This is a genomic window from Streptomyces sp. NPDC049577 (assembly GCF_040675635.1).
Taxonomy (GTDB): Bacteria; Actinomycetota; Actinomycetes; order Streptomycetales; family Streptomycetaceae; genus Streptomyces.
The window spans coordinates 21,303-40,999 of sequence record NZ_JBFAPH010000001.1 but is presented as its reverse complement, the minus strand read 5'-3'; the positions used below and the strand labels follow the sequence as shown (position 1 = coordinate 40,999).

Genomic DNA, 19,697 nt, shown 5'->3' with positions numbered 1-19,697 from the left:
GGCCAGCCGGTCAACGCCGGCTGACGCGGTCGCCGGCGGCCGCTAGGGTCCGATCATGACCGCACCTCTGATCGTCCAGGACGAAGGCCCCGCATCCGAAGGCCCCGCATACGAAGGCGCCGCATACGAAGGCGCCGCGTGCGAGGGGCTGTTGCCCGCCACGCGGCGCGCGCTGCTGCGGCGCGTGGCCGTGGGACAGGCGGAGGGGCGGGCCCCCTCCCTCGTGGGGGCCGTGATGCGGGACGGGCGCATGGTGTGGTCCGCCGGCCGCGGCAGCGTGGACGGTCACGTGCCCGGGGCGCGGACGCAGTACCGGATCGGGTCGATCACCAAGACCTTCGTGGCCGTGCTCGTCCTGCGGCTGCGCGACGAGGGGCTGATCGACCTCGGCGATCCGCTGCGCGAGCACCTGGACGTCCCGGAGGGCGGCGACGCCACGATCGCCCAGCTCCTCGCCCATACCGCCGGGCTGGCCGCCGAGCCGCGCGGGCCCTGGTGGGAGCGCACGGACGGCGCGCTGCGCCCCGAGCTCGCGGACCTCTTCGGCGAGCGCCCCCAGCGCCACCCGGAGGGCCGGCTGTTCCACTACTCCAACACCGGCTACGCGTTGCTGGGCGCGCTCGTCGAGCGGCTGCGCGGGGACGACTGGTTCGAGGTGCTGCGCCGGGAGGTACTGGTCCCGCTGGGCATGGACCGCACGACGTACGGCCCCGAGGCGCCGTACGCGCCGGGCTGGGCGGTGCATCCGTGGGCGGACGTGCTGCTGCCGGAGCCCGCCGTGGACACCGGGCGGATGGCACCGGCCGGCCAGTTGTGGTCCACGGCCGAGGACCTCTGCCGCTTCGCGGCCTTCCTGCTGGACGGGGACGAGCGGGTGCTCGCGGCGAGCTCGGTTGCGGAGATGCGGTCGGCCGAGACGGCGCCGCAGGGGCCGGAGTGGGCGGGCGCCTACGGCCTGGGGCTGCAACTGGCTCGCCGGGACGGCCGGTTCCTCTTCGGGCACACCGGATCGATGCCGGGGTTCGTGTGCACGCTGTGGGTGAGCCCCGCGGAGGGTGTCGCGGGCGTGGCCCTCGGCAACCGCACGAACCTCTTCGAGGTGGGCCCGGTGGCGGCCGACCTGGTGGGTACGGTCGCCGAGCACGAGCCGCGCCTGCCGGAGCCGTGGCGTCCGCTCGGACCGGCGATACCGGAGCTCCTGGCTCTGACCGGGCCCTGGTACTGGGGCGCCACCGCGTTCGTGCTGCGGCTGGAGGCCGACGGCGGGTTCGACCTGTCGCCCGCCGGGGACGGCGGGCGGGGCGCCCGCTTCCGGGCCGAGGGCGACGGCACCTGGACGGGCCTGGACGGGTACTACGCGGGGGAGACGCTGCGTGTGGTGCGTGCCGAGGACGGCTCGGTGAGCCATCTGGACATCGGCACCTTCGCGTTCACGCGCGAGCCCTACGCGGGCGAGGGCGTGCCGGGCGGGGTGGACGAGGGCGGCTGGCGGCCGGCGGCCCCCTGACCGGCCGCTCCCGCGCCGGAGGGGGCCGCCCCGCGTAGGGTCGGCAGAAGATCCTGTACCCGTCCGGAAGGCGCCTCACCGTGACCGCGAAGACCATCCCCGACCTCCCCGGCCTCCTCGACCTCCCGCCGTTGGGTGCGGGCGACTTCGCCCGTGTCGAGGACAAGGTCGCCGCGCTGATGCGGACGCGGGAGAGCGTGGTGATCATGCAGGGTGAGGCACTGCTGCCGCTGGAGGCGTGCATCCGTTCGGCCGTACGGCCCGGCAGCACCGCGCTGAACGTCGTCACCGGTCCCTACGGGGAGACGTTCGGCGACTGGCTGCGCTCCTGCGGCGCGCGGGTGGTGACGGTGACGGCGCCTTTCAGTGGTGCCGTCCGGCCGGAGCAGATCGATCAGGCGCTGCGGGAGCACCCGGACATCGACTTCGTCAGCCTCGTGCATGCCGAGGCGGCCACCGGCAACACCAACGCCGTCCCCGAGATCGCCGCGATCGTGCGCCGGCACGGCGCGCTGCTGATGCTGGACGCGGTCGCCTCCGTCGCCGCCGAGCCGCTGTGCACGGACGAGTGGGGCGTCGACCTGTGCGTCATCGGCGGCCAGAAGGCGATGGGCGGCCCGGCCGGCGTCTCCGCCGTGTCGGTCAGTACCCGCGCGTGGCAGCGGATCACCGAGAACGAGCAGGCGCCCCGCGGCTCCTACCTGTCGCTGCTGGACTGGAAGGAGCGCTGGATCGACCGCGGGCGCACGGCGCTGCCGCACGCGCCGGCGCAGCTGGAGATGCTCGCGCTGGAGCAGGCCGTCGACCGCATCGGGGCCGAGGGGCTGGAGCGGGTCATGGCCCGGCACCGTGCCGCCGCCACCGCCGTCCGGGCGGGGGTGCGGACGATGGGCGGACTGCGGGCCTACGTCGTACGGGACGAGGACGCCGCTCCCGTCGCCACCACGTTGCGCACCGACGGCGTGGACGCCCGCGAGGCCGTGACGCTCGCGCTGGCCGCCGACGGATCGCTGCCGCTCCAGGCGGCGGGCGGGGCGCTCGCCGCCGAGGTCGTCCGGGTCAATCACTACGGCTCCGCCGCGAGCCGCGAGGTGGTACTCGCCTCGCTGTCCGCGCTGGCGGAGGCGCTGCGCACGCTGAACGTCGCGGTGGCGGACACCGCCGAGGTCCTCGCGGCCGCCGAGGAGGCCTGGGCGGCAGCCGACGCCGCCTGAGCCGACCCCGGCCCCGCACAGCAGCCGTCATCGGCGCGCCGACGCGCCGATGACGGCTTTTTGCTGCTCTTCACCCGGATATATCGCTCTTGTGGCGCCACACCTCCTCCTCGATCGGCACGGATAGAATCGGAACCACCATCCCGTTTCGCTTCAGCCCCCTCCGGAGGTCCGTCGCATGGCACCGCCGCCGCCCGGCCCGTCGCTCCGGGCGGACGCCCGCCGGAACCGGGAGCTCGTCCTCCAGGCGGCCCGATCCGCCTTCGAGGAAGCGGGGTTGGGCGTACCGCTGGGTGAGATCGCCCGCCGTGCCGGGGTCGGGACGGGCACCGTCTACCGTCATTTCCCTTCCAAAGAAGCCCTGTTCAGGGCGACGGTCGCCGACCGGGTGCGGCTCTTCACCGACGCGGCAAGGGAATTGGCCGATGCGGCCGACCCCGGGACGGTGTTCTTCCGCTATCTCGCCTCGGTGGTACGGCTGTCGGTGCGGAACAAGGGCCTCTGCGACGCGCTGGAGGCGAGCGCGGAGGGGCGCTTCGCCCCGTCGCCGGGTATCGAACGGGACTTCCGCGAGGCCCTGTCCGTCCTGCTGGTCCGCGCCCAACGGGCGGGCGCGGTAAGGAAGGACGTCGACACGGGCGACGTCCTGGCCCTGCTCCTGGGCTGTCTGTCCATGGAGCAGCGGCAGGGGCTGCGGCAGGGCGGCCCGGGGGCGGCCGGACGGATGACGGCGCTGGTCTGCGACAGCCTCCGCCCCGGCCGGAACGTGACGAAACTACCCTCGAATCCCGTCCCCGGCCGTAACGAAACGGGATGTGCCGTCTGCGGCGGCCCGGTGACCGCGGCGCGCACCGGGCGTCCCGCCCGCTACTGCGGTGCCGCCTGCCGGCAGAAGGCGCACCGCACGCGGACGCGGCACCGGGCCCGTACGGCCGACTGACCGGCTGGCCGTTTGACTGTTTGACCGTTTGGCCGTCTGGCCGTCTGCCGCGCGGGGATGCGGTCAGGCGACGGGGGCGAGGGACTCCACGGCCGCGACCAGCGGCGCCAGCTCGGGCCGGGCCGCCGCGTCCCGCAGCGCCTCGCGCAGCGCGGCGTCGTTCGTCGGCCGGGCCTCCTCCAGCAGGGCGATCCCGGCGTCCGTGACGTCGGTGTAGATGCCCCGGCGGTCGGTGAGGCAGAGGTAGCGCGTCAGCAGACCGCGGTCCTCCAGCCGGTTGACCAGCCGGGTCGTGGCGCTCTGGCTGAGGACGACCGCGTCGGCGACCTCGTTCATCCGCAGGTGCCCGCCCTCGCCGCTGTGCTGCCGGCTGAGCACGTCCAGTACGGAGAACTCGCGCACGCTCAGCCCGTGGCCGGCCTGCAGCGCCCGCTCGATGTGTGCCTCGATCCGCCCGTGCAGCGCGGAGAGCGCGCACCAGCCCTGCGCCAGGCCGACCAGAGCGGGGTCCGTGGTGCGGGACATGGGTGCCCTCCTTCGGTGGAGTCGTACCCGTCCAGGATATCCCGTGCCCGCAATAGCCCGCGCTTGCAACTATATGCATGTGCAATTATTGTCTACGCCGGTAAGGGTCGATCGCAATGAAGCGTCCCCGTCTTCCCCCCGTCCCCTTGTGAAGGACCCCGTCATGCCCCTCGCCCTGCTGGCACTCGCCATCGGCGCCTTCGGTATCGGCACCACCGAATTCGTGATCTCCGGCCTGCTCCCCGGGATCGCCGCCGAATTCGGCGTCTCCATCCCCACCGCCGGCTTCCTGACCACGGGATACGCCCTCGGCGTGGTGATCGGGGCGCCCGTCCTGGCCATCCTCGGCGGCCGGGTCTCGCGCAAGCGGATGCTGATGGCGCTCATGGGCCTGTTCGTCGCCGGAAACGCGCTGTCCGCCGCAGCGCCCGTCTTCTCGCTCATGCTCGCCGGGCGCATCGTGGCCTCCCTCGCCCACGGCGCGTTCTTCGGCATCGGCTCGATCGTCGCCGCGGAACTCGTCGCACCGCAGAAGAAGGCCGGCGCGATCGCCATGATGTTCACCGGCCTGACCACCGCGAACGTGGTCGGCGTCCCCCTCGGCACCCTGCTCGGGCAGAACGCCGGCTGGCGGGCCACCTTCTTCGTCATCGCCGGCCTCGGCCTCCTGGCCGTCTTCGGCATCGCCGCGCTCGTCCCCCCGATGCCCCGCCCGGAGCGGACGCGCGTCGCCGGGGAGCTGGCCGCCTTCCGCAACCCGCAGGTCCTGTTGGCCATGGGCATGACCGTGCTCGGCTTCGGCGGCGTGTTCACCATGAGCACCTACATCACGCCGATGATGACGGACGTCACCGGCTACGCCCCGTCCTCCGTCACCTGGCTGCTCGTCCTCTTCGGGCTCGGCATGGTCGCCGGCAACCTCATCGGCGGCCGGTTCGCGGACCGGGCCCTGATGCCCATGCTCTACACCGCCCTGAGCGGACTCGCGATCGTCCTCGCGCTGCTGCCGCTCGCCGCGCACGACAAGCTCGCGGCGGCCGTGGCCGTCCCACTGATCGGCGGCTTCGGCTTCGCCACGGTGCCGCCGCTGCAGAAGCGGGTCCTCGACCAGACCGCGGACGCGCCCACGCTCGCCTCGGCCGTCAACATCGGCGCGTTCAACCTCGGCAATGCGATGGCCGCGTGGCTCGGCGGCGTCGTCATCGCCGCCGGGTTCGGCTACACCGCGCCGAACTGGGTCGGCGCGGCCATGACCGGCACCGCCCTGCTGCTCGCGCTGCTGTCCGCGACCCTGGAACGGCGCGCGGGCGCCGCGCCACGTCCCGAGTCGGCCGAGCCGGCCGCGCCCGCCGCGCCCGCCTACGCTCGGGAGGCATGAGCAGACTGCACTTGTTCGATCTCGACGGCACGCTGATCCACGGATCGGCGGCCGCCGTCGAGATATCCCGGCAACTGGGCGTCGAAACGGAGATCGGCGAACTGGAACGGGCCTTCGCGGCGGGCCGGCTGACCCCGCCGCGCTTCGCCGCCCTGGCCGTCGAACTCTGGGCCGACCTCACCGAGCGGCAGGTCGCGGCGGCCTTCGAGGCCGCCCCCTGGCTGGACGGCATCCGCGAGGTCTGGACCGACATCCGCGCCCGCGGCGAACGCTGCGCGGTGATCTCCCTGTCACCCTCCTTCTTCGTGGAGCGCCTGCTCGACTGGGGTGCCGACGCCGCTCACGGCTCCCGCTGGCCCGACGTTCCCTTCCGTGGCCCCGTGGACCCCGCGGGCATCCTGGACGCGACGGCGAAGGTCCGGATCGCGGACGAACTCTGCGCCACGTACGGCCTCGGCCGCGCGGACTGCGTGGCGTACGGCGACTCGATGTCGGACGCGCAGCTGTTCGCGGCGGTACCGGTGTCCGTGGCGGTCAACGCCGACCACCACGTCCGGGACATCGCCGTACACGCGTACCGGGGCCGCGACCTCCGCGAGGCATACGCCCTCGCCGGCGGAGCCGCCGGCTGAGCCCTTTGCCGCCGTGCCGGCGGGCGGCCGAGACGCCCCGGCCCGGCGGTACCGAGCCGGGCAGGGCCCGGCACTCTTCCCCGCCGCGATGCCGAGCGGCCACGGTGCACCGGCCTGGCGGTGCCGAGCCGGGCCGCGCCCCGGGCGCAGCCCCGTCGGGCAGGTGCCCGCGCAGTTCTTCCCGCCGCGACGGCGAGTGGTCACGACGTGCCGGTCCGGCGGTGCCGGACTGCGCCGCCCCCCCGGCGCAGCCCGCGCCGGGCAGGGCTCGGCACACTTCCCCGCCGCGATGGCGAGCGGCCACGGTGTACCGGTCCGGCGGTGCGCGCCGGGCCGCTGCCCCGGCGGGGCGGTTCTTCCCGCCGCGGCGGCGAGTGGTCACGACGTGCCGGTCCGGCGGTGCCGGACTGTGCCGCGCCCCCGGCGCAGCCCCCGCCGGGCAGGTGCCCGCGCGGCTCTTCCCCGCCGCGCCGGCGAGCGGCCACGTCGTGCGGGACCGGCGGTGCGGGCCGGACCGCTGCCCCGGCCTGGGCGGCTCTTCCCCGCCGCGACGGCGAGCGGCCGCCCCGTGCCGGGACCCGCCGTTGCCCCGGAATCCGCCGGCAAGGCGCCCGGCACGTGCCGGAGGTATGAGGCCCGGCGGGGCAGCGTAACCGAACGGACGCTCTGCCGCCGGGAGTTGCCGCAAATCCGGTGCGGCCGGGGCAAGCGGTGGCATGCTGCGCGCACTGGCACAACGACTCATCAGCTGAGCGGGGATTCGCGTGCAGACTCCGTCGTACGCGGACGTGCGAAGACCGGCCGAGAGATGTTCGAGGCGAGGCAGCGATGGACGCTCCGACGACCCCGCCGCCCCACGGCGGTGCACTGGACCACGAGCACGGCGGTGAGCGGGGCTGGTCCACCCCGGACGGGGCACGGCCGCGCCCCGTACCCGCCCATCCGGCCGGAGGCCCCGAACATCAGCGCCCCGACGAGAAACCGTCCGCCCCGCCCGGCCGCCCCCACACCGGCGCCGATCACCCCGCTCCGGGACGCGGCCTGCCCGGGCCCTCCCCCGACACGCTCCTCGTCCGCCGCACACTGGCCGAGATCGAACCGGTCGCCGACAAGGCCACCTCCTACTTCTACGCGCTCCTCTTCCTCCGCCACCCCGAACTGCGCGAGCTCTTCCCGGCAGCCATGGACACCCAGCGCGACCGGCTCTTCAAGGCCCTGCTCACCGCTGCCCGGCACGCCGACGACACCCCCACGCTCACCGAGTACCTCTCCCGGCTCGGCAGGGGCCACCGCAAGTACGGCACACGTCCCGCTCACTATCCGGCCGTCGGCGAGTGCCTCATCGGCGCCCTCACCCGCTACGCCACCCACACGTGGAGCGAGGCGGCCGAGGCCGCCTGGGCGCGGGTGTACACGGCGATCTCCCAGATCATGATCGACGCGGCGGCGGAGGACGAGGCGACCTCGCCCGCCTGGTGGCACGGCGAGATCGTGGCCCACGAGCCGCGCACCCCGGACGTCGCCGTGCTGACCGTACGGCCCGACCAGCCCTACCCCTTCCTCGCCGGCCAGTACGCCAGTGTGGAAACCCCCTGGTGGCCGCGGGTGTGGCGGCACTACTCCTTCTCCTGCGCGCCCCGCCCCGACGGGCTGCTCTCCTTCCACGTCAAGGCCGTGCCGGCCGGCTGGGTCTCGGGCGCGCTGGTGCATCGCGCCCGCCCCGGCGACGTCATCCGCCTCGGCCCCCCGTCCGGCTCGATGACCGTCGACCACGGCACCGACGACGGGCTGCTGTGCCTCGGTGGCGGCACGGGCATCGCCCCCATCAAGGCCCTCGTCGAGGACGTCGCCCGGCACGGCCGCAGCCGCCCCGTCGAGGTCTTCTACGGCGCCCGCCGGACCGGTGACCTCTACGACATCGACACCATGCTGCGGTTGCAGAAGTCGCATCCCTGGCTCTCGGTCCGGCCGGTCGTCTCCGACGGTCCGACGGGCGGGGTCAGCGGCCAACTCCCGCAGGTCGTCCGCAAGTACGGGCCCTGGACCGCTTATGACGTGTACCTCTCCGGGCCGCCCGCGATGATCCGCTGCGGTGTGGACACCCTGCTCGGCATCGGCATACCGTCCCACCGCATAAGACACGACGCCCTCGAGGAACTGACGAGCACCAACTGACCACCTACACAACCGATGTTGATACCCGTGAGGCGGTGTCCGATGGCGAGCGACGGCGAGCGACGGCTCCAGGAGGAGCTGGGCACCACCGAGCGGGCCGGCCGGTTCTACGACGAGCAGGTGCTCCCGCACGTCAACGCGCGGATGCGCGAGTTCGTGGCCCGGCAGGAGATGTTCTTCCTCGCCACCGCCGACCGCAACGGCGAGTGCGACAACACCTTCCGGGCCGGCCCGCCCGGCTTCCTGCGGGTGCTCGACGAGCACACGCTCGCCTATCCGGAGTACCGGGGCAACGGCGTCCTCGCCAGCATGGGCAACATCCGGGAGAACCCCCATGTCGGCATCCTCATGGTCGACTTCTTCCAGGACCGGGTGGGGCTGCACGTCAACGGCCGCGCCCGCCTCGTCGCGGACGCCGAGCTGCGCGCCGCGCACCCCGCGCTGCCCGTCGACGACGTGCCCGGGCGGCGGCCCGCGGTGTGGGTCGAGGTGACGGTCGAGGAGGCGTACATCCACTGCGCCAAGCACATCCCGCACCTGTCCAAGGTCGTCCGTGAGCCGGGCGGCCGGGGCCGCGCCTGGGGCACGGACGACGCGCGGCGCAAGGGCGGCGACTTCTTCGGCGCGGCGGCCGAGGCCCGCGAGGGCGCGGCCGCCGGCCGCTGAGCCGGGCGGCCCGGCCGGGTCAGCCCAGGTCGTCGGCGAGCAGCATGCGCACGCCCTCGATGTTCGCGCGCAGATAGGCGCGCAGCGACGGCGGCACCAGCTCCACCGTGGCGATCCCCGACCGGCTGAAGGGGATGCGCACGACGTCGTACGTACCGCTCGGCTCGTCCACCTCCGGGCCGTGGCGCAGGGAGAGGTCCATGGAGGCGAGGCGGCAGACGAAGAAGTGCTGGATCTTCACTCCGTGGTGGTGCGGGACCGTGTCGACGAAGGCCGGGACCACGTCCACGACCTTGGCGCCGAGCTCCTCGTCCACCTCGCGGTGGAGGGCGGCGATCACGGTGGAGTCCTCGGGCTCCACACCGCCGCCCGGCGTGATCCAGTACGGCGGCTGGCCCGGCTTGACGCGCTTGATGAGGATCATGTCGAGCTCGCCGGAGGACGGATCGCCGTCGAGCAGGATGGCACGGGCGGTGCGTTTGACCACGGGGCGTTCGGTCATGGAGGACATCTGCCGCGCGAACCCCCCGGTGAAACCCCTTCTCACCGGGTTCTCACCGGGGAACCTCACCAGGAGACGGCGGCGCGCAGCAGCCACTCGTGCGCCCGTGCGAGATGCGGATGCGCCAGCGTGCCGGCGCGCACGACCAGGAAATAGGTGCGCAGCGGAGGCACCGGCGGATCCAGCAGGTCGACGACCTCGCCGGTGTCGAGGGCGTCGCCGCACAGATAGCGCGGCAGCACGCCGATGCCCGCGCCGGCGATCACGCAGGTGAGGACGGCGCGCAGATCGGGGACGACGACCGTGCCGGCGGCCAGCGGCTTGGTGTCGAAGACGGCGGTCCAGTAGCGGGAGACCAGCGGCAGGCTCTCGTGCACCTCGACCACCGGCAGGTGTTCCAGGCTGCGCACGCCCTTGTCGCGGACGACGGCGGCGCCGCCGAGCCGGGCCGCCCAGCGCGGGGCGCCGACGAGCACGTGCTCCTCGTCGCAGAGCGGGGTGGCCGTCAGCAGCCGGCCGCGCGGGCGCGTGGTGGTGATGGCGAGGTCGTGTCGGCCGGCGGCGAGCCCCTCGAAGAGCTCGTCGGCCATGCCGTGCGCCGCCCGGACGGCCAGCCCCTGGCCGACCAGCGGGGTGAGCGCGGGCAGCACGCGCAGCGCGGTGAACTCCGGCGGCCCCGCGAGGTGCAGGGTGTGCCGGGCGCCGTCCTCGTCGAGGCCGGACTCGGTGATCTCCAGGAGCGCGTCCACATGCGGCGCCATCTTGTGGGCCAGCTCGTCGCCGAGGGACGTCGGGCGCACCCCGCGCGCCTCACGGAGGAAGAGCGGGCGGCCCAGCTGCCGTTCCAGCGTCCGGATCTGGCTGGTGACCGCCGGCTGCGAGAGGCCCAGCAGCGCGGCGGCGCGGGTGAAGGACCCGGCCCGGTGCACGGTGACGAAGGTGCGTAACAGGGCCAGATCCATGCCTGCTCCTCGACGGCCGCCAACCGATCGTGAGGGAACTATAAATAAGTCGATAGGTCTGTGTCGTCACCGTGATTGGACACTGACGGAGAGTCAACTAGCCTTGGTCGGGCGGCCCCTTGCGCGGGCCCCGGGACGGCTCGAGCCAAGAGGGGGGAGGCTCGAGCCGTCTTCGCGCGGAGCGTGGGCGGTGCGGGCGACCTCGTCGGTGGGGTCTGTGGGGTCGCCGTGGCCGGTCGGGGGCATGGCCGGGTCAGTCCTGGTCGTCCGGCAGGATCATGTGCATCATCCAGGCCACGATCGAGATGATGACGCCGCCGACGAGCGCCGACCAGAAGCCCGCCACATGGAACGCCAGGTGCAGCCGGCCCGCCAGCCAGGAGGTCAGCATCAGCATCAGCGCGTTGATCACCAGCGTGATCAGCCCGAGGGTGAGGATGAAGAGCGGGAAGGACAGCAGCTTCACGACCGGCTTGACCACGAAGTTGACCACTCCGAAGAGCAACGCCACGAGGATCAGGGCGAGCACCTTGCGGGCGGTGTTCTCTCCGGACAGCGTGATGCCCTTGAGCAGCCAGATCGCGACTGCGAGGGCGGCCGCGTTGGCCACCGTCTTGACTACGAAGTTCTTCATGGTGAGATCGTTGCAGACGTGCCGGGCGACGCGGATCGGCACGATGGGACCCGCCCGCGCGGCCGGGTCCGGACGGCCGCGGCGGCGAGGGTGGAGGACGGATGAAGGCGTTCCGGCTGGACGAGCTGGAAGCGGAACGGATCGCGAACCAGGGCGCGTATCTGCAGTTCCTGCGCGAGCGCAACATGTCGGTCGGGCTGTACGCGCTGGACGCGGGGGACACCGACCCGCAGGGCCCGCACGCGCAGGACGAGGTGTACCTGGTGATGAGCGGCCGCGCGTCGATCACGGTCGGAACGGAGACCACCGAGGTCGGGCGGGGCAGCGTGGTCTACGTGCCGGCGGGGGAGACGCACCGCTTCCACCACATCAGCGAGGACCTGCGGGTCCTGGTGGTCTTCTCTCCCCCTGAGAGCTGACGGGCGCCCCCGGGATCCCGTAGGGGGACGCTCAGGGGCGGACGGGGGACGCATGGCCCCCGTCCGCGGGCCGTCCCCGCCTAGCATCGGAAGCAGGCCGGGGCATCCGGCCCCCGGGCCGCCGGCGCGGCCGGTGACTCATGAACGGAAGGCAGAGGACGACATGGCCGAGAAGGGAATATTCGCGGGACTGCCCTGGTGGGTGAAGTGGATCGCCGTGCCGGTCCTCGTCCTCATGGTGTTCGGCAGCCTGATCATGAGCGTTCTGGGCTTCGTCATCGGCCTGCTCTTCAAGGCGCTGCTGCTGGTGGCGCTCGTGGGCGGTCTGATCTTCCTGGTCAAGAAGTTCACGTCGTCGTCCTCCTCGAAGGGCGACTGGTAGTCCGCGCGAATCCGCGTGCCCGAATCCGGGTACGCGAACGCGAATGCGCGTACGCGAATACGGGCACGCGAAACATGCGCACGGAAGCGCGGCGGAGCGGGCCGCCCGCGGCGCCGGCCGCTGCCCGTCCGCTCAACTCAACTCAACGAAGCGGAGGGCGAGGAGTTATCTCCCCGTCAACCTGAAACCGCCCCGCACCCGTAATCCGTGTGCGATCCGTGCGCACCGGAGGAGGGTCTTCCGGCGGGCCGCCGGACCCGCCGCGGGGGGTCAACGCGGGTGCGGACCGCCGCAGTACGTCCTCCCCGTCCCTCCGCGTCACCTGCCCCGACGGAGCGCCGCCCGGCGCCGTCGGGGCTTTGTCGTGCCTGGTCACGGACACTCTGCGTCATGGTCGCTTTGGCCAGTTCTCGGCCGTTCCGTGCCCCCAAATCCGCCAGGAACGACTCCGTCTCGTAGTCGAGTCGCTACGCTCCAGAGTCGAAGAACTCGTAAGCTTCACTCTCGATCTGTATCGGTAACTGAAAAATCACTCCTTGTGATCCGCTGGGCGTTGTTGTCAGACTATGGCGTCATTAGGGCCATGAGGATCCAATCCCGGCCAAACCGACGAAGACGGGGCATTGGGCGATGCGCGACACAGTTCAGGCAGAAGTGATCATGACCTTCCTCGTCTCCGAGGAGCTGTCCTTCCGGATCCCGGTGGAGCTGGAGTACGACAGCAGCGACCCCTACGCCGTGAAGTTCACCTTCCATCTCCCCGGCGATGCCCCTGTGACCTGGGCATTCGCCAGAGAGCTGCTGCTGGACGGGCTGAGTCAGCCCTCCGGCGAGGGCGACGTGCACATCGCCCCCGCCTCCGCGCAGCACCTCTCGGACGTCTTCATCAGGCTGCAAGTGGGCGGCGAGGGCGCGCTGTTCCGGGCCGGGGCGGCGCCCCTGGTGGCCTTCCTCGACCGCACCGACCGGATCGCCCCGCTCGGCGAGGAGCGCTCGGTCGCCGACTTCGACTACGACCTGGCCGCGGCGCTCGACAACATCCTCGCCGGCAATCCCGAGGGTCAGAACGCGGGTTAACGGCCCGGCGTCCGGCCGTCCGGACCGTCGGCCGGCTCCCCGGACCCCTCGGCGGGGTCCTCGATCGGCACCCGCTCCGTACGCGGCGCAGGAGCCGCCGTCGTCACCCCGCTCGCCGCCGCCGGCACCGGAGCCGGGACCCGAGGCACGGGATCCGCCCCCCGCGCCGCCGGACCGCCCCCGACCCCACCGGAGCCCTCGCCGGAGCCGTCGTCAGCGCTGCCGGACCCTTCGCCGGCGCCGCGACCGCCGCCCGTGCCGCCGAGGCCGACGCCGCCGCCGACGCCGGCACCGTTCGTCCCCATGGCCGTCAGCAACTGGCGCGCCAGCCCCAGCCCGGTGCCACCCATCGTCAGTGCTTTCGCGAAGAGCTCGGACATCCCGTCCGCGCCGTTCAGCAGCACCATGTGGTCCACGTTCCCGAACGCCTGCGCCCCCGCCCGAACGATCTCGGGCCACCGCTCCGCCAGTTGCTGGGCGACGACCGCCTCCTGGTTCTCCGCGAGCGCCGCCGCCCGTGCCTTGATCGCCTCGGCCTCGGCCAGGCCCAGCGCCCGGGCCGCCTCGGCCCTCGCCAGACCGCCCGCCCGGGCTGCCGCGGCCTCGGCCTCACCCGTCGCCCGCGTCGCGGCGGCCTCGGCCTCGCCGTGCGTCCGGGTGGCCTCGGCCTCGGCGCTCGCGGCCGCCTTCACGCGCGTCGCCTCCGCGGCTGCCGCCAGCTCGGTCTCCCGGGCCCGCGCCTCGGCGGCGGAGATCCGGGCGTCCCGCTCCGCCTCGGCGAGCGTCCGCTTCTCGTAGGCCGCGGCGTCCGCCGGCTTGCGCACGTCGGCCTGGAGCTGCTGCTCCCGCCGGTGGGCGGCCAGCTCTGCGACCCGGGTCTCCTGGACCACGACCTCCTGCTGCGCCGCCGCCTCGGCGAGCGGCCCGGCCTGGCGTGCCTTGGCGGCCGCGCTGTCGCGCTCGGCCTGGTAGCCGGCCTGGAGGATCTCGCTGTCCCGTTGGGCCTCCGACATGCGGGCGGCGGCCTGCTGCTCCGCCTCGGTGGCCAGCCGGTCCGCCTCCGCCTGCGCGATCCGGGCGTCCCGCTGCACCGCGGCCGCGTGCGGCGCGGAGAGGTTCTTGATGTAGCCGGTCGGGTCCTGGATCTCGTGGATCTGCAACGAGTCGATGATCAGGCCCAGCTTCTCCATCTCCGTGCCCGACGCGGCCCGGGTCTCCCCGGTCAGCCGCTCCCGGTCGCGGATCATGTCCTCCACCGTCAAGCCGCCGACGATCGAGCGCAGATGGCCCGCGAAGACGTTGTGCACCCGGTCGCCCATGAATTTCTGCTGGTCCAGGAAGCGGCGGGCCGCGTTGGCGATGGAGACGAAGTCGTCCCCCACCTTGAAGATGACCACGCCGTGCACCTTGAGTGGAATGCCCTGTTTCGTCACGCAATCCACATGGAGGTCCGCTTCGTTGAGGTCGAGTGACAGCTTCCGCACCGCCTGCACCCCGGGCAGCACGAACGTCCCCCGCCCCGTGACGATCCGGAAGCCCATCCCCTCGCCCAGGCCCTCCGTGCGGTGCTTGGACCCCGAGATGATGAGCGCCTCGTTGGGCTCCGCGACCCGCCACATGAGCTTGAACAGCCCTATGACGACCCCCACTGCGACGAGGACGGCCCCCGCCACGACGCCGATGAGCATGCGCCATTCCCCCTTTTTCGGCCCCGGTACGGGACCTGAGATGCCGAAGTGTGCGCCTCGGCCGCGGCGCGGCGCTAGGGGTGGCAAACAGATCCCCTACCGCCACGGTCCGGCGGAGGGGCGACTAGCCGTAGGCCGGCGAGACGTACACCGTGCGCGGCGGCTGGTACTCCACGACGAGGACCAGCGTGCCGCGCTCGATCCGCTCGCCGGGCTCCGCCGCGTACGCCAGGAAGGCCTCCGCCCCGCCGCGCACGCGCACCATCACCTCGCCGACCAGCCCGGGGCCGATCGCCCCCGTCACCCTTCCGAGCTCTCCCACCATGCGGTGGCCCCCCCTCCCGCGTCACTTCGCCCGGCGGCGCCTGCCGCCCCGCGCCCGGGAGCGCCCGCCGGATCCCTTGACCGCATTGTGCCGGTCGGCACTGACAACCAGCGCGGCCAGTACGGTCGTCACCGGCACCGAGGCCACCAGCCCGATGCTGCCGACCAGGGTGCGGACGATCTCCTCCGCCACGATCTCGCTGGTCGCGACCGTGCCCACCCCGCTGTCCGCTATCGAGAAGAGCAGCAGGAGCGGCAGGGACGCGCCCGCGTAGGCCAGGACAAGGGTGTTGACCACCGACGCGATGTGGTCCCGTCCGATGCGCATCGCCGAACCGTAGAGTTTGCGCCAATTCGCGGACGGGTCGGCCTCCTTCAGCTCCCACACCGCCGACGTCTGCGTCACCGTCACGTCGTCGAGCACACCGAGCGAGCCGATGATGATGCCCGCGAGCAGCAGACCGCGGATCTCGATCTGCGGGTAGAGGCCGTGCACCAGCCCCGTCTGGTCGTCGGTGTTGCCCGTCAGCCGCGCCCACTCGGTGAAGAGCGACCCGAGCAGGCCGATGACCAGCAGCGACGTCAGGGTGCCCAGGACGGCCACCGAGGTCCGGGCGTTGAGGCCGTGGCACATGTACAGCGCGATGAGCATGATCGCGCTGCCGCCGACCACCGCCACCAGCAGCGGATCGCTGCCGTGCAGGATCGCCGGCAGGATGAACAGCGTCAGCACCCCGAAGCTGATCGCGAGCGCGACCAGGGCGAAGACCCCGCGCAGCCGGCCGACCACGACGACCGCCAGCGCGAACACCGCCGCGAGCACGGCCATCGGCACCGTGCGGTCCACGTCCGTGACCGAATAGCGCAGGTTCTCCGGCGCCTTGGGCGCGTAGGCGAGCACCACCTTCTCGCCCACGGAGTAGTGGCGCGGGGCGTTCGGCTGCACGATCTCGGTGAACTCGCGCCCCTTGTCCGGGCCCGAGGTGACCTCCACCGACGACTTCTCGCACGGCCCCTGGGGCGGGGCGGGCGCACCCTCCTGGCCGGGCGCCGGCTGCTGCGGCTGCGCGCCCACCTTGGCGCAGTCCACCTCCTCGATCTTCACGACCCGGCCCGACTCGGTCTGCTGGTCGAGCCCCACCCCGGTGTGCGGATGCGGCGGCGCGCCGCCCGGCCACAGCACCACGAGCCCGGCGAGCACCGCGATGCCGAAAGGAATCAGCACCGCCGCGATCACCTTGCGCAGATGCGCCGAGACGGGCGTGGCCGGGCCGTGGCTGTGTCCGTGGCCATGGCTGTGGCCGTGGCTGTGCCCGTGGGCATGGCTGTGTCCGTGGCCCTGGCCAGGGGTCTGTGCGGGCGCGTGCGGTTCCGTTCGGGTCACCCCCCGATCATCGCAAGCCCCCCTGGCCCTTCGGCCGGGGTAGGCGCTAGCGTTGTCCCGCCTTTGCAATCGCGGGAGCTCGGAGCACCGGGCTGAGAGGGCGCTGACCTCCGTACAGATGTACGGAAACGGCTGCGTCGACCGCCGAACCTGTTACCGGGTAATGCCGGCGTAGGGAGTTCTGGTCTCATGACCTCGCAAGATGCACGCACGTCCGAATCCGGCCGGGAGATCGGCTGGCACAAGGACTATGTGACGGGCTCGCGGCCGGACCTCAGGGTGCCGGTGCGGCGGGTGCACCTCACCAACGGGCAGGACGTCCAGCTGTACGACACGTCCGGCCCGTACACCGACCCGAACGTCGAGACGGACGTACGGCGCGGACTCCCGCCGCTGCGGGAGAACTGGATCATCGGGCGGGGCGACACGGAGGAGTACGCCGGTCGTCCCATGCGCCCCGAGGACGACGGGATCAAGCACACCTCGCCCCGTGGCGGCCTCAAGAACCTCGACGCGGTCTTCCCCGGCCGCCCCCGCCAGCCCCGCCGGGGCCGTGGCGGCGCGGCGGTCACCCAGCTCGCCTACGCGCGGCGCGGGGAGATCACCGAGGAGATGGAGTACGTCGCGCTCCGCGAGAACGTCTCCCCCGAGACGGTCCGCGAGGAGATCGCGGCGGGCCGTGCCGTCCTTCCGGCCAATGTGAACCACCCCGAGATCGAGCCGATGATCATCGGCAAGAAGTTCCTGGTCAAGGTCAACGCCAACATCGGCAACTCCGCCGTCACCTCCTCCATCGAGGAGGAGGTGGAGAAGATGACCTGGGCGACCCGGTGGGGTGCCGACACGGTCATGGACCTGTCCACCGGGCGCAACATCCACACCACCCGCGAGTGGGTGCTGCGCAACTCCCCGGTGCCCATCGGGACCGTGCCGCTCTACCAGGCCCTGGAGAAGGTCGACGGCAAGGCCGAGGAACTGACCTGGGAGATCTACAAGGACACGGTCATCGAGCAGGCCGAGCAGGGCGTCGACTACATGACGGTCCACGCCGGCGTGCTGCTGCGGTACGTCCCGCTGACGGCCCGTCGCAAGACCGGCATCGTCTCGCGCGGCGGTTCGATCATGGCCGCGTGGTGCCTCGCGCACCACAAGGAGTCCTTCCTCTACGAGAACTTCGAGGAACTCTGCGAGATCCTCGCGGCGTACGACGTGACGTACTCCCTGGGCGACGGCCTGCGGCCGGGCTCGATCGCCGACGCCAACGACGAGGCGCAGTTCGCGGAGCTGAGGACGCTCGGCGAGCTGAACCGCATCGCCAAGCGGCACAACGTGCAGACGATGATCGAGGGCCCGGGCCACGTCCCGATGCACAAGATCAAGGAGAACATCGACCTCCAGCAGGAGATCTGCGAGGAGGCCCCGTTCTACACGCTCGGCCCGCTCACGACCGACGTCGCGCCCGCCTACGACCACATCACGTCCGGCGTCGGCGCGGCGATGATCGCCTGGTGGGGCACCGCGATGCTCTGCTACGTCACCCCCAAGGAGCACCTGGGCCTGCCGGACCGCGACGACGTGAAGACCGGCGTCATCACGTACAAGATCGCGGCCCATGCGGCGGACCTCGCCAAGGGGCACCCGGGGGCGCAGGAGTGGGACGACGCGCTCTCCGACGCACGCTTCGAGTTCCGCTGGGAGGACCAGTTCAACCTGGCCCTCGACCCGGACACGGCCCGGGCCTTCCACGACGAGACGCTGCCGGCGGAGCCGGCGAAGACGGCGCACTTCTGCTCGATGTGCGGGCCGAAGTTCTGTTCGATGAAGATCTCGCAGGACATCCGGCGCGAGCACGGCGGCGAGCTCGCGGCCGCCGAGATGCAGGCCGAGGCGGAGGCCGAGGCCGGGATGGCGCAGAAGTCGAAGGAGTTCGCGGCGGCGGGGAACCGGGTGTACCTGCCGATCGCCGAGTAGCCCCGGCTACCGGCTCCCGCCGGCCCTGACGCGGCGCCCCGGCCTCGGCCGGGGCGCCGCTGCCGTCGGTGGCTCCCTCATGGACCGCTCCCGGCGCGGGCGTCAGTGGCCCAGGCTCGCCTTGAGCACCACGATGAGCAGGCCGAGGACCAGATTGACCGCTCCCGCGGCCAGCACCAGCCGGAACGAGGCACCCGCCCGCAGGGCGGCGGTGGTCGCCCAGCCGACCTGGCCGGCCACCGACACGGCGAGTGCCAGCCACAGTGTTCCCTCGTAGCCGAGTCCCAGCAGCGGGCTGACGACGACCGCGGCCGACGGAGGGACGGCGGCCTTCACGATCGGCCATTCGCCGCGGCAGACGCGGAAGATCTCCGCCCGGCTCAGCGGCACATGCAGGATCCGCTCCCCGAAGAGGCGGGCGAACACGTGGGCGGCCCAGAACACCAATCCGGTGGACAGGAGCAGGACGACCAGTTCCGGCCGGGACGGCGCGGCGACCGCCCCGGCCCCCGCCACCACCGAGGCGGCGAGCAGCGAGCCGTACACGGCGCTCGTGTAGTCGGCCCGCGCGGTGCGCGCCGGTGGCGTCCGCGCGTCCTGTGCGGAGGGCCGGCCCCTCATGGTTCCAGTGTCACCGCGTGGGGCACCGGTCGCACGGTGACCGGCCGGTCCGGCGGGTTGGTACGGTCGACGCCATGCCCTCCGACTCGCCGTCCTTCACCGAGCGCGCCCGCCGGCAGCAGATCATCGAGTGCACCATCGACCTGATTTCCACCAAGGGCTATCCCGCGACCTCCCTTTCGGCGATCGCCGAGCGGGCCGGGATCTCGAAGGCGGCGGTGCTGTACCACTTCACGTCCAAGGACAACCTGACCCGGGCCACGCTGGAGCAGGTGCTGGAACGCTTCATGGCGTACGTCTCCACGCGTGTGGCCGCCCAGCCGGATCCGCTGGCGGCGATCGTGGCGTACGTCCGGGCGATGGTCGGGTACCAGCAGGCGAACCGCCGGCACGTGCGGGTGATCACGGAGATGCTGCTGGACGACGAGGGCGGTACGCGGCTGAAGACGCCCGGCCGGCACGACACCCACGGTCGCTGGCAGATGCTGGCCGGTCTGCTGGCGGAGGGTCAGCGTGCCGGGCTGTTGCGCGAATTCGACACGCGCAGTGTGGCGCTGGCGATCGGCGGGGCGATCGACGGGGTGATCGCGCACTGGCTCGACCACCCCGAACTGGACCTCGACGCCGCCGTCGACGAGCTGGAGACCTTCACCCGGTACGCCATCGCGCGCCGGGACTGAGCGCGGGGAGCACGGC

At 72.5% G+C, this 19,697-nt stretch carries 20 protein-coding genes and 1 riboswitch; of the genes, 12 read left to right on the top strand and 8 right to left on the bottom strand.

What is annotated here, in order from left to right; translation table 11 throughout:
* Positions 1 to 55: 55 nt before the first annotated feature.
* The 3 genes from AB0K09_RS00185 to AB0K09_RS00175 all read left to right on the top strand — a co-directional run bounded on the left by AB0K09_RS00185 (position 56) and on the right by AB0K09_RS00175 (position 3,661).
* On the top strand, positions 56 to 1,507 hold the full coding sequence (locus tag AB0K09_RS00185; protein WP_366062899.1) for a serine hydrolase domain-containing protein: 1,452 nt from the start codon (positions 56 to 58) through the stop codon (positions 1,505 to 1,507).
* An 80-nt stretch (positions 1,508 to 1,587) separates the two neighbouring features.
* Positions 1,588 to 2,721, top strand: coding sequence for an aminotransferase class V-fold PLP-dependent enzyme (locus AB0K09_RS00180; RefSeq protein WP_366062897.1), 1,134 nt, complete (start codon positions 1,588 to 1,590; stop codon positions 2,719 to 2,721).
* 178 nt (positions 2,722 to 2,899) lie between these two features.
* Positions 2,900 to 3,661 carry a TetR/AcrR family transcriptional regulator gene (locus AB0K09_RS00175; protein ID WP_366062895.1) on the top strand — a complete coding sequence of 254 codons (762 nt, stop codon included), beginning with the start codon at positions 2,900 to 2,902 and terminating at the stop codon, positions 3,659 to 3,661.
* A 63-nt stretch (positions 3,662 to 3,724) separates the two neighbouring features.
* On the opposite strand, the gene AB0K09_RS00170 is transcribed toward AB0K09_RS00175, so the two are convergent.
* The gene (locus tag AB0K09_RS00170) at positions 3,725 to 4,186 is read right to left on the bottom strand and encodes a MarR family transcriptional regulator (protein ID WP_366062893.1); all 462 of its coding nucleotides are present in this window, start codon (positions 4,184 to 4,186) and stop codon (positions 3,725 to 3,727) included.
* 163 nt (positions 4,187 to 4,349) lie between these two features.
* On the opposite strand from AB0K09_RS00170, the gene AB0K09_RS00165 reads away from it, so the two are divergent.
* The 4 genes from AB0K09_RS00165 to AB0K09_RS00150 all read left to right on the top strand — a co-directional run bounded on the left by AB0K09_RS00165 (position 4,350) and on the right by AB0K09_RS00150 (position 9,037).
* The gene (locus AB0K09_RS00165; protein ID WP_366062891.1) at positions 4,350 to 5,564 is read left to right on the top strand and encodes an MFS transporter; all 1,215 of its coding nucleotides are present in this window, start codon (positions 4,350 to 4,352) and stop codon (positions 5,562 to 5,564) included.
* Complete coding sequence (locus AB0K09_RS00160) at positions 5,561 to 6,196, top strand: HAD-IB family phosphatase (protein WP_366062890.1); 636 nt, start codon at positions 5,561 to 5,563, stop codon at positions 6,194 to 6,196. The genes AB0K09_RS00165 and AB0K09_RS00160 overlap by 4 nt, the downstream gene beginning before the upstream one ends.
* Positions 6,197 to 7,024: 828 nt before the next feature.
* On the top strand, positions 7,025 to 8,371 hold the full coding sequence (locus tag AB0K09_RS00155) for a globin domain-containing protein (RefSeq protein WP_366062888.1): 1,347 nt from the start codon (positions 7,025 to 7,027) through the stop codon (positions 8,369 to 8,371).
* Between the two features lie 42 nt (positions 8,372 to 8,413).
* Positions 8,414 to 9,037 carry a pyridoxamine 5'-phosphate oxidase family protein gene (locus AB0K09_RS00150; RefSeq protein ID WP_366062886.1) on the top strand — a complete coding sequence of 208 codons (624 nt, stop codon included), beginning with the start codon at positions 8,414 to 8,416 and terminating at the stop codon, positions 9,035 to 9,037.
* Positions 9,038 to 9,056: 19 nt separating this feature from the next.
* Here AB0K09_RS00150 and AB0K09_RS00145 read toward each other — a convergent pair whose 3' ends face one another.
* From AB0K09_RS00145 to AB0K09_RS00135, 3 genes are all read right to left on the bottom strand, one after another.
* Positions 9,057 to 9,539, bottom strand: coding sequence for an NUDIX hydrolase (locus AB0K09_RS00145; RefSeq protein ID WP_366062885.1), 483 nt, complete (start codon positions 9,537 to 9,539; stop codon positions 9,057 to 9,059).
* A gap of 65 nt (positions 9,540 to 9,604) precedes the next feature.
* Positions 9,605 to 10,501, bottom strand: a complete 897-nt coding sequence (locus AB0K09_RS00140; protein WP_366062884.1) for a LysR family transcriptional regulator — start codon at positions 10,499 to 10,501, stop codon at positions 9,605 to 9,607.
* Between the two features lie 253 nt (positions 10,502 to 10,754).
* Complete coding sequence (locus AB0K09_RS00135; protein WP_366062883.1) at positions 10,755 to 11,135, bottom strand: phage holin family protein; 381 nt, start codon at positions 11,133 to 11,135, stop codon at positions 10,755 to 10,757.
* A 101-nt stretch (positions 11,136 to 11,236) separates the two neighbouring features.
* Between AB0K09_RS00135 and AB0K09_RS00130 the strand changes: the two genes are divergently transcribed.
* The 3 genes from AB0K09_RS00130 to AB0K09_RS00120 all read left to right on the top strand — a co-directional run bounded on the left by AB0K09_RS00130 (position 11,237) and on the right by AB0K09_RS00120 (position 13,013).
* Positions 11,237 to 11,554, top strand: a complete 318-nt coding sequence (locus AB0K09_RS00130; protein WP_366062882.1) for a cupin domain-containing protein — start codon at positions 11,237 to 11,239, stop codon at positions 11,552 to 11,554.
* Between the two features lie 163 nt (positions 11,555 to 11,717).
* A complete protein-coding gene (locus AB0K09_RS00125) occupies positions 11,718 to 11,936 on the top strand; it encodes a DUF5326 family protein (RefSeq protein ID WP_366062881.1) in 219 nt (72 codons plus the stop codon).
* 630 nt (positions 11,937 to 12,566) lie between these two features.
* Entirely contained in the window at positions 12,567 to 13,013 is a 447-nt protein-coding gene (locus AB0K09_RS00120) for an SsgA family sporulation/cell division regulator (protein ID WP_366062880.1), read from the top strand.
* Here AB0K09_RS00120 and AB0K09_RS00115 read toward each other — a convergent pair.
* The 3 genes from AB0K09_RS00115 to AB0K09_RS00105 form a co-directional block, all read right to left on the bottom strand.
* Positions 13,010 to 14,701 carry an SPFH domain-containing protein gene (locus AB0K09_RS00115; RefSeq protein WP_366062879.1) on the bottom strand — a complete coding sequence of 564 codons (1,692 nt, stop codon included), beginning with the start codon at positions 14,699 to 14,701 and terminating at the stop codon, positions 13,010 to 13,012. The genes AB0K09_RS00120 and AB0K09_RS00115 overlap by 4 nt on opposite strands.
* 124 nt (positions 14,702 to 14,825) lie before the next feature.
* On the bottom strand, positions 14,826 to 15,026 hold the full coding sequence (locus AB0K09_RS00110; RefSeq protein WP_366062878.1) for a hypothetical protein: 201 nt from the start codon (positions 15,024 to 15,026) through the stop codon (positions 14,826 to 14,828).
* Between the two features lie 21 nt (positions 15,027 to 15,047).
* Positions 15,048 to 16,409, bottom strand: a complete 1,362-nt coding sequence (locus AB0K09_RS00105; RefSeq protein ID WP_366062877.1) for a YibE/F family protein — start codon at positions 16,407 to 16,409, stop codon at positions 15,048 to 15,050.
* 61 nt (positions 16,410 to 16,470) lie between these two features.
* Positions 16,471 to 16,605, top strand: a riboswitch (TPP riboswitch).
* On the opposite strand from AB0K09_RS00105, the gene thiC reads away from it, so the two are divergent.
* Positions 16,599 to 18,380, top strand: coding sequence for a phosphomethylpyrimidine synthase ThiC (gene thiC / locus AB0K09_RS00100; protein WP_366062876.1), 1,782 nt, complete (start codon positions 16,599 to 16,601; stop codon positions 18,378 to 18,380). Its footprint overlaps the riboswitch before it by 7 nt.
* A 102-nt stretch (positions 18,381 to 18,482) precedes the next feature.
* Here the strand turns inward: thiC and AB0K09_RS00095 are convergent, their stop codons facing one another.
* A complete protein-coding gene (locus AB0K09_RS00095; RefSeq protein ID WP_366062875.1) occupies positions 18,483 to 19,001 on the bottom strand; it encodes a hypothetical protein in 519 nt (172 codons plus the stop codon).
* A 74-nt stretch (positions 19,002 to 19,075) separates the two neighbouring features.
* Here AB0K09_RS00095 and AB0K09_RS00090 point away from each other — a divergent pair, with 74 nt between their 5' ends.
* Entirely contained in the window at positions 19,076 to 19,681 is a 606-nt protein-coding gene (locus AB0K09_RS00090) for a TetR/AcrR family transcriptional regulator (protein WP_366062874.1), read from the top strand.
* Positions 19,682 to 19,697 lie beyond the last annotated feature (16 nt).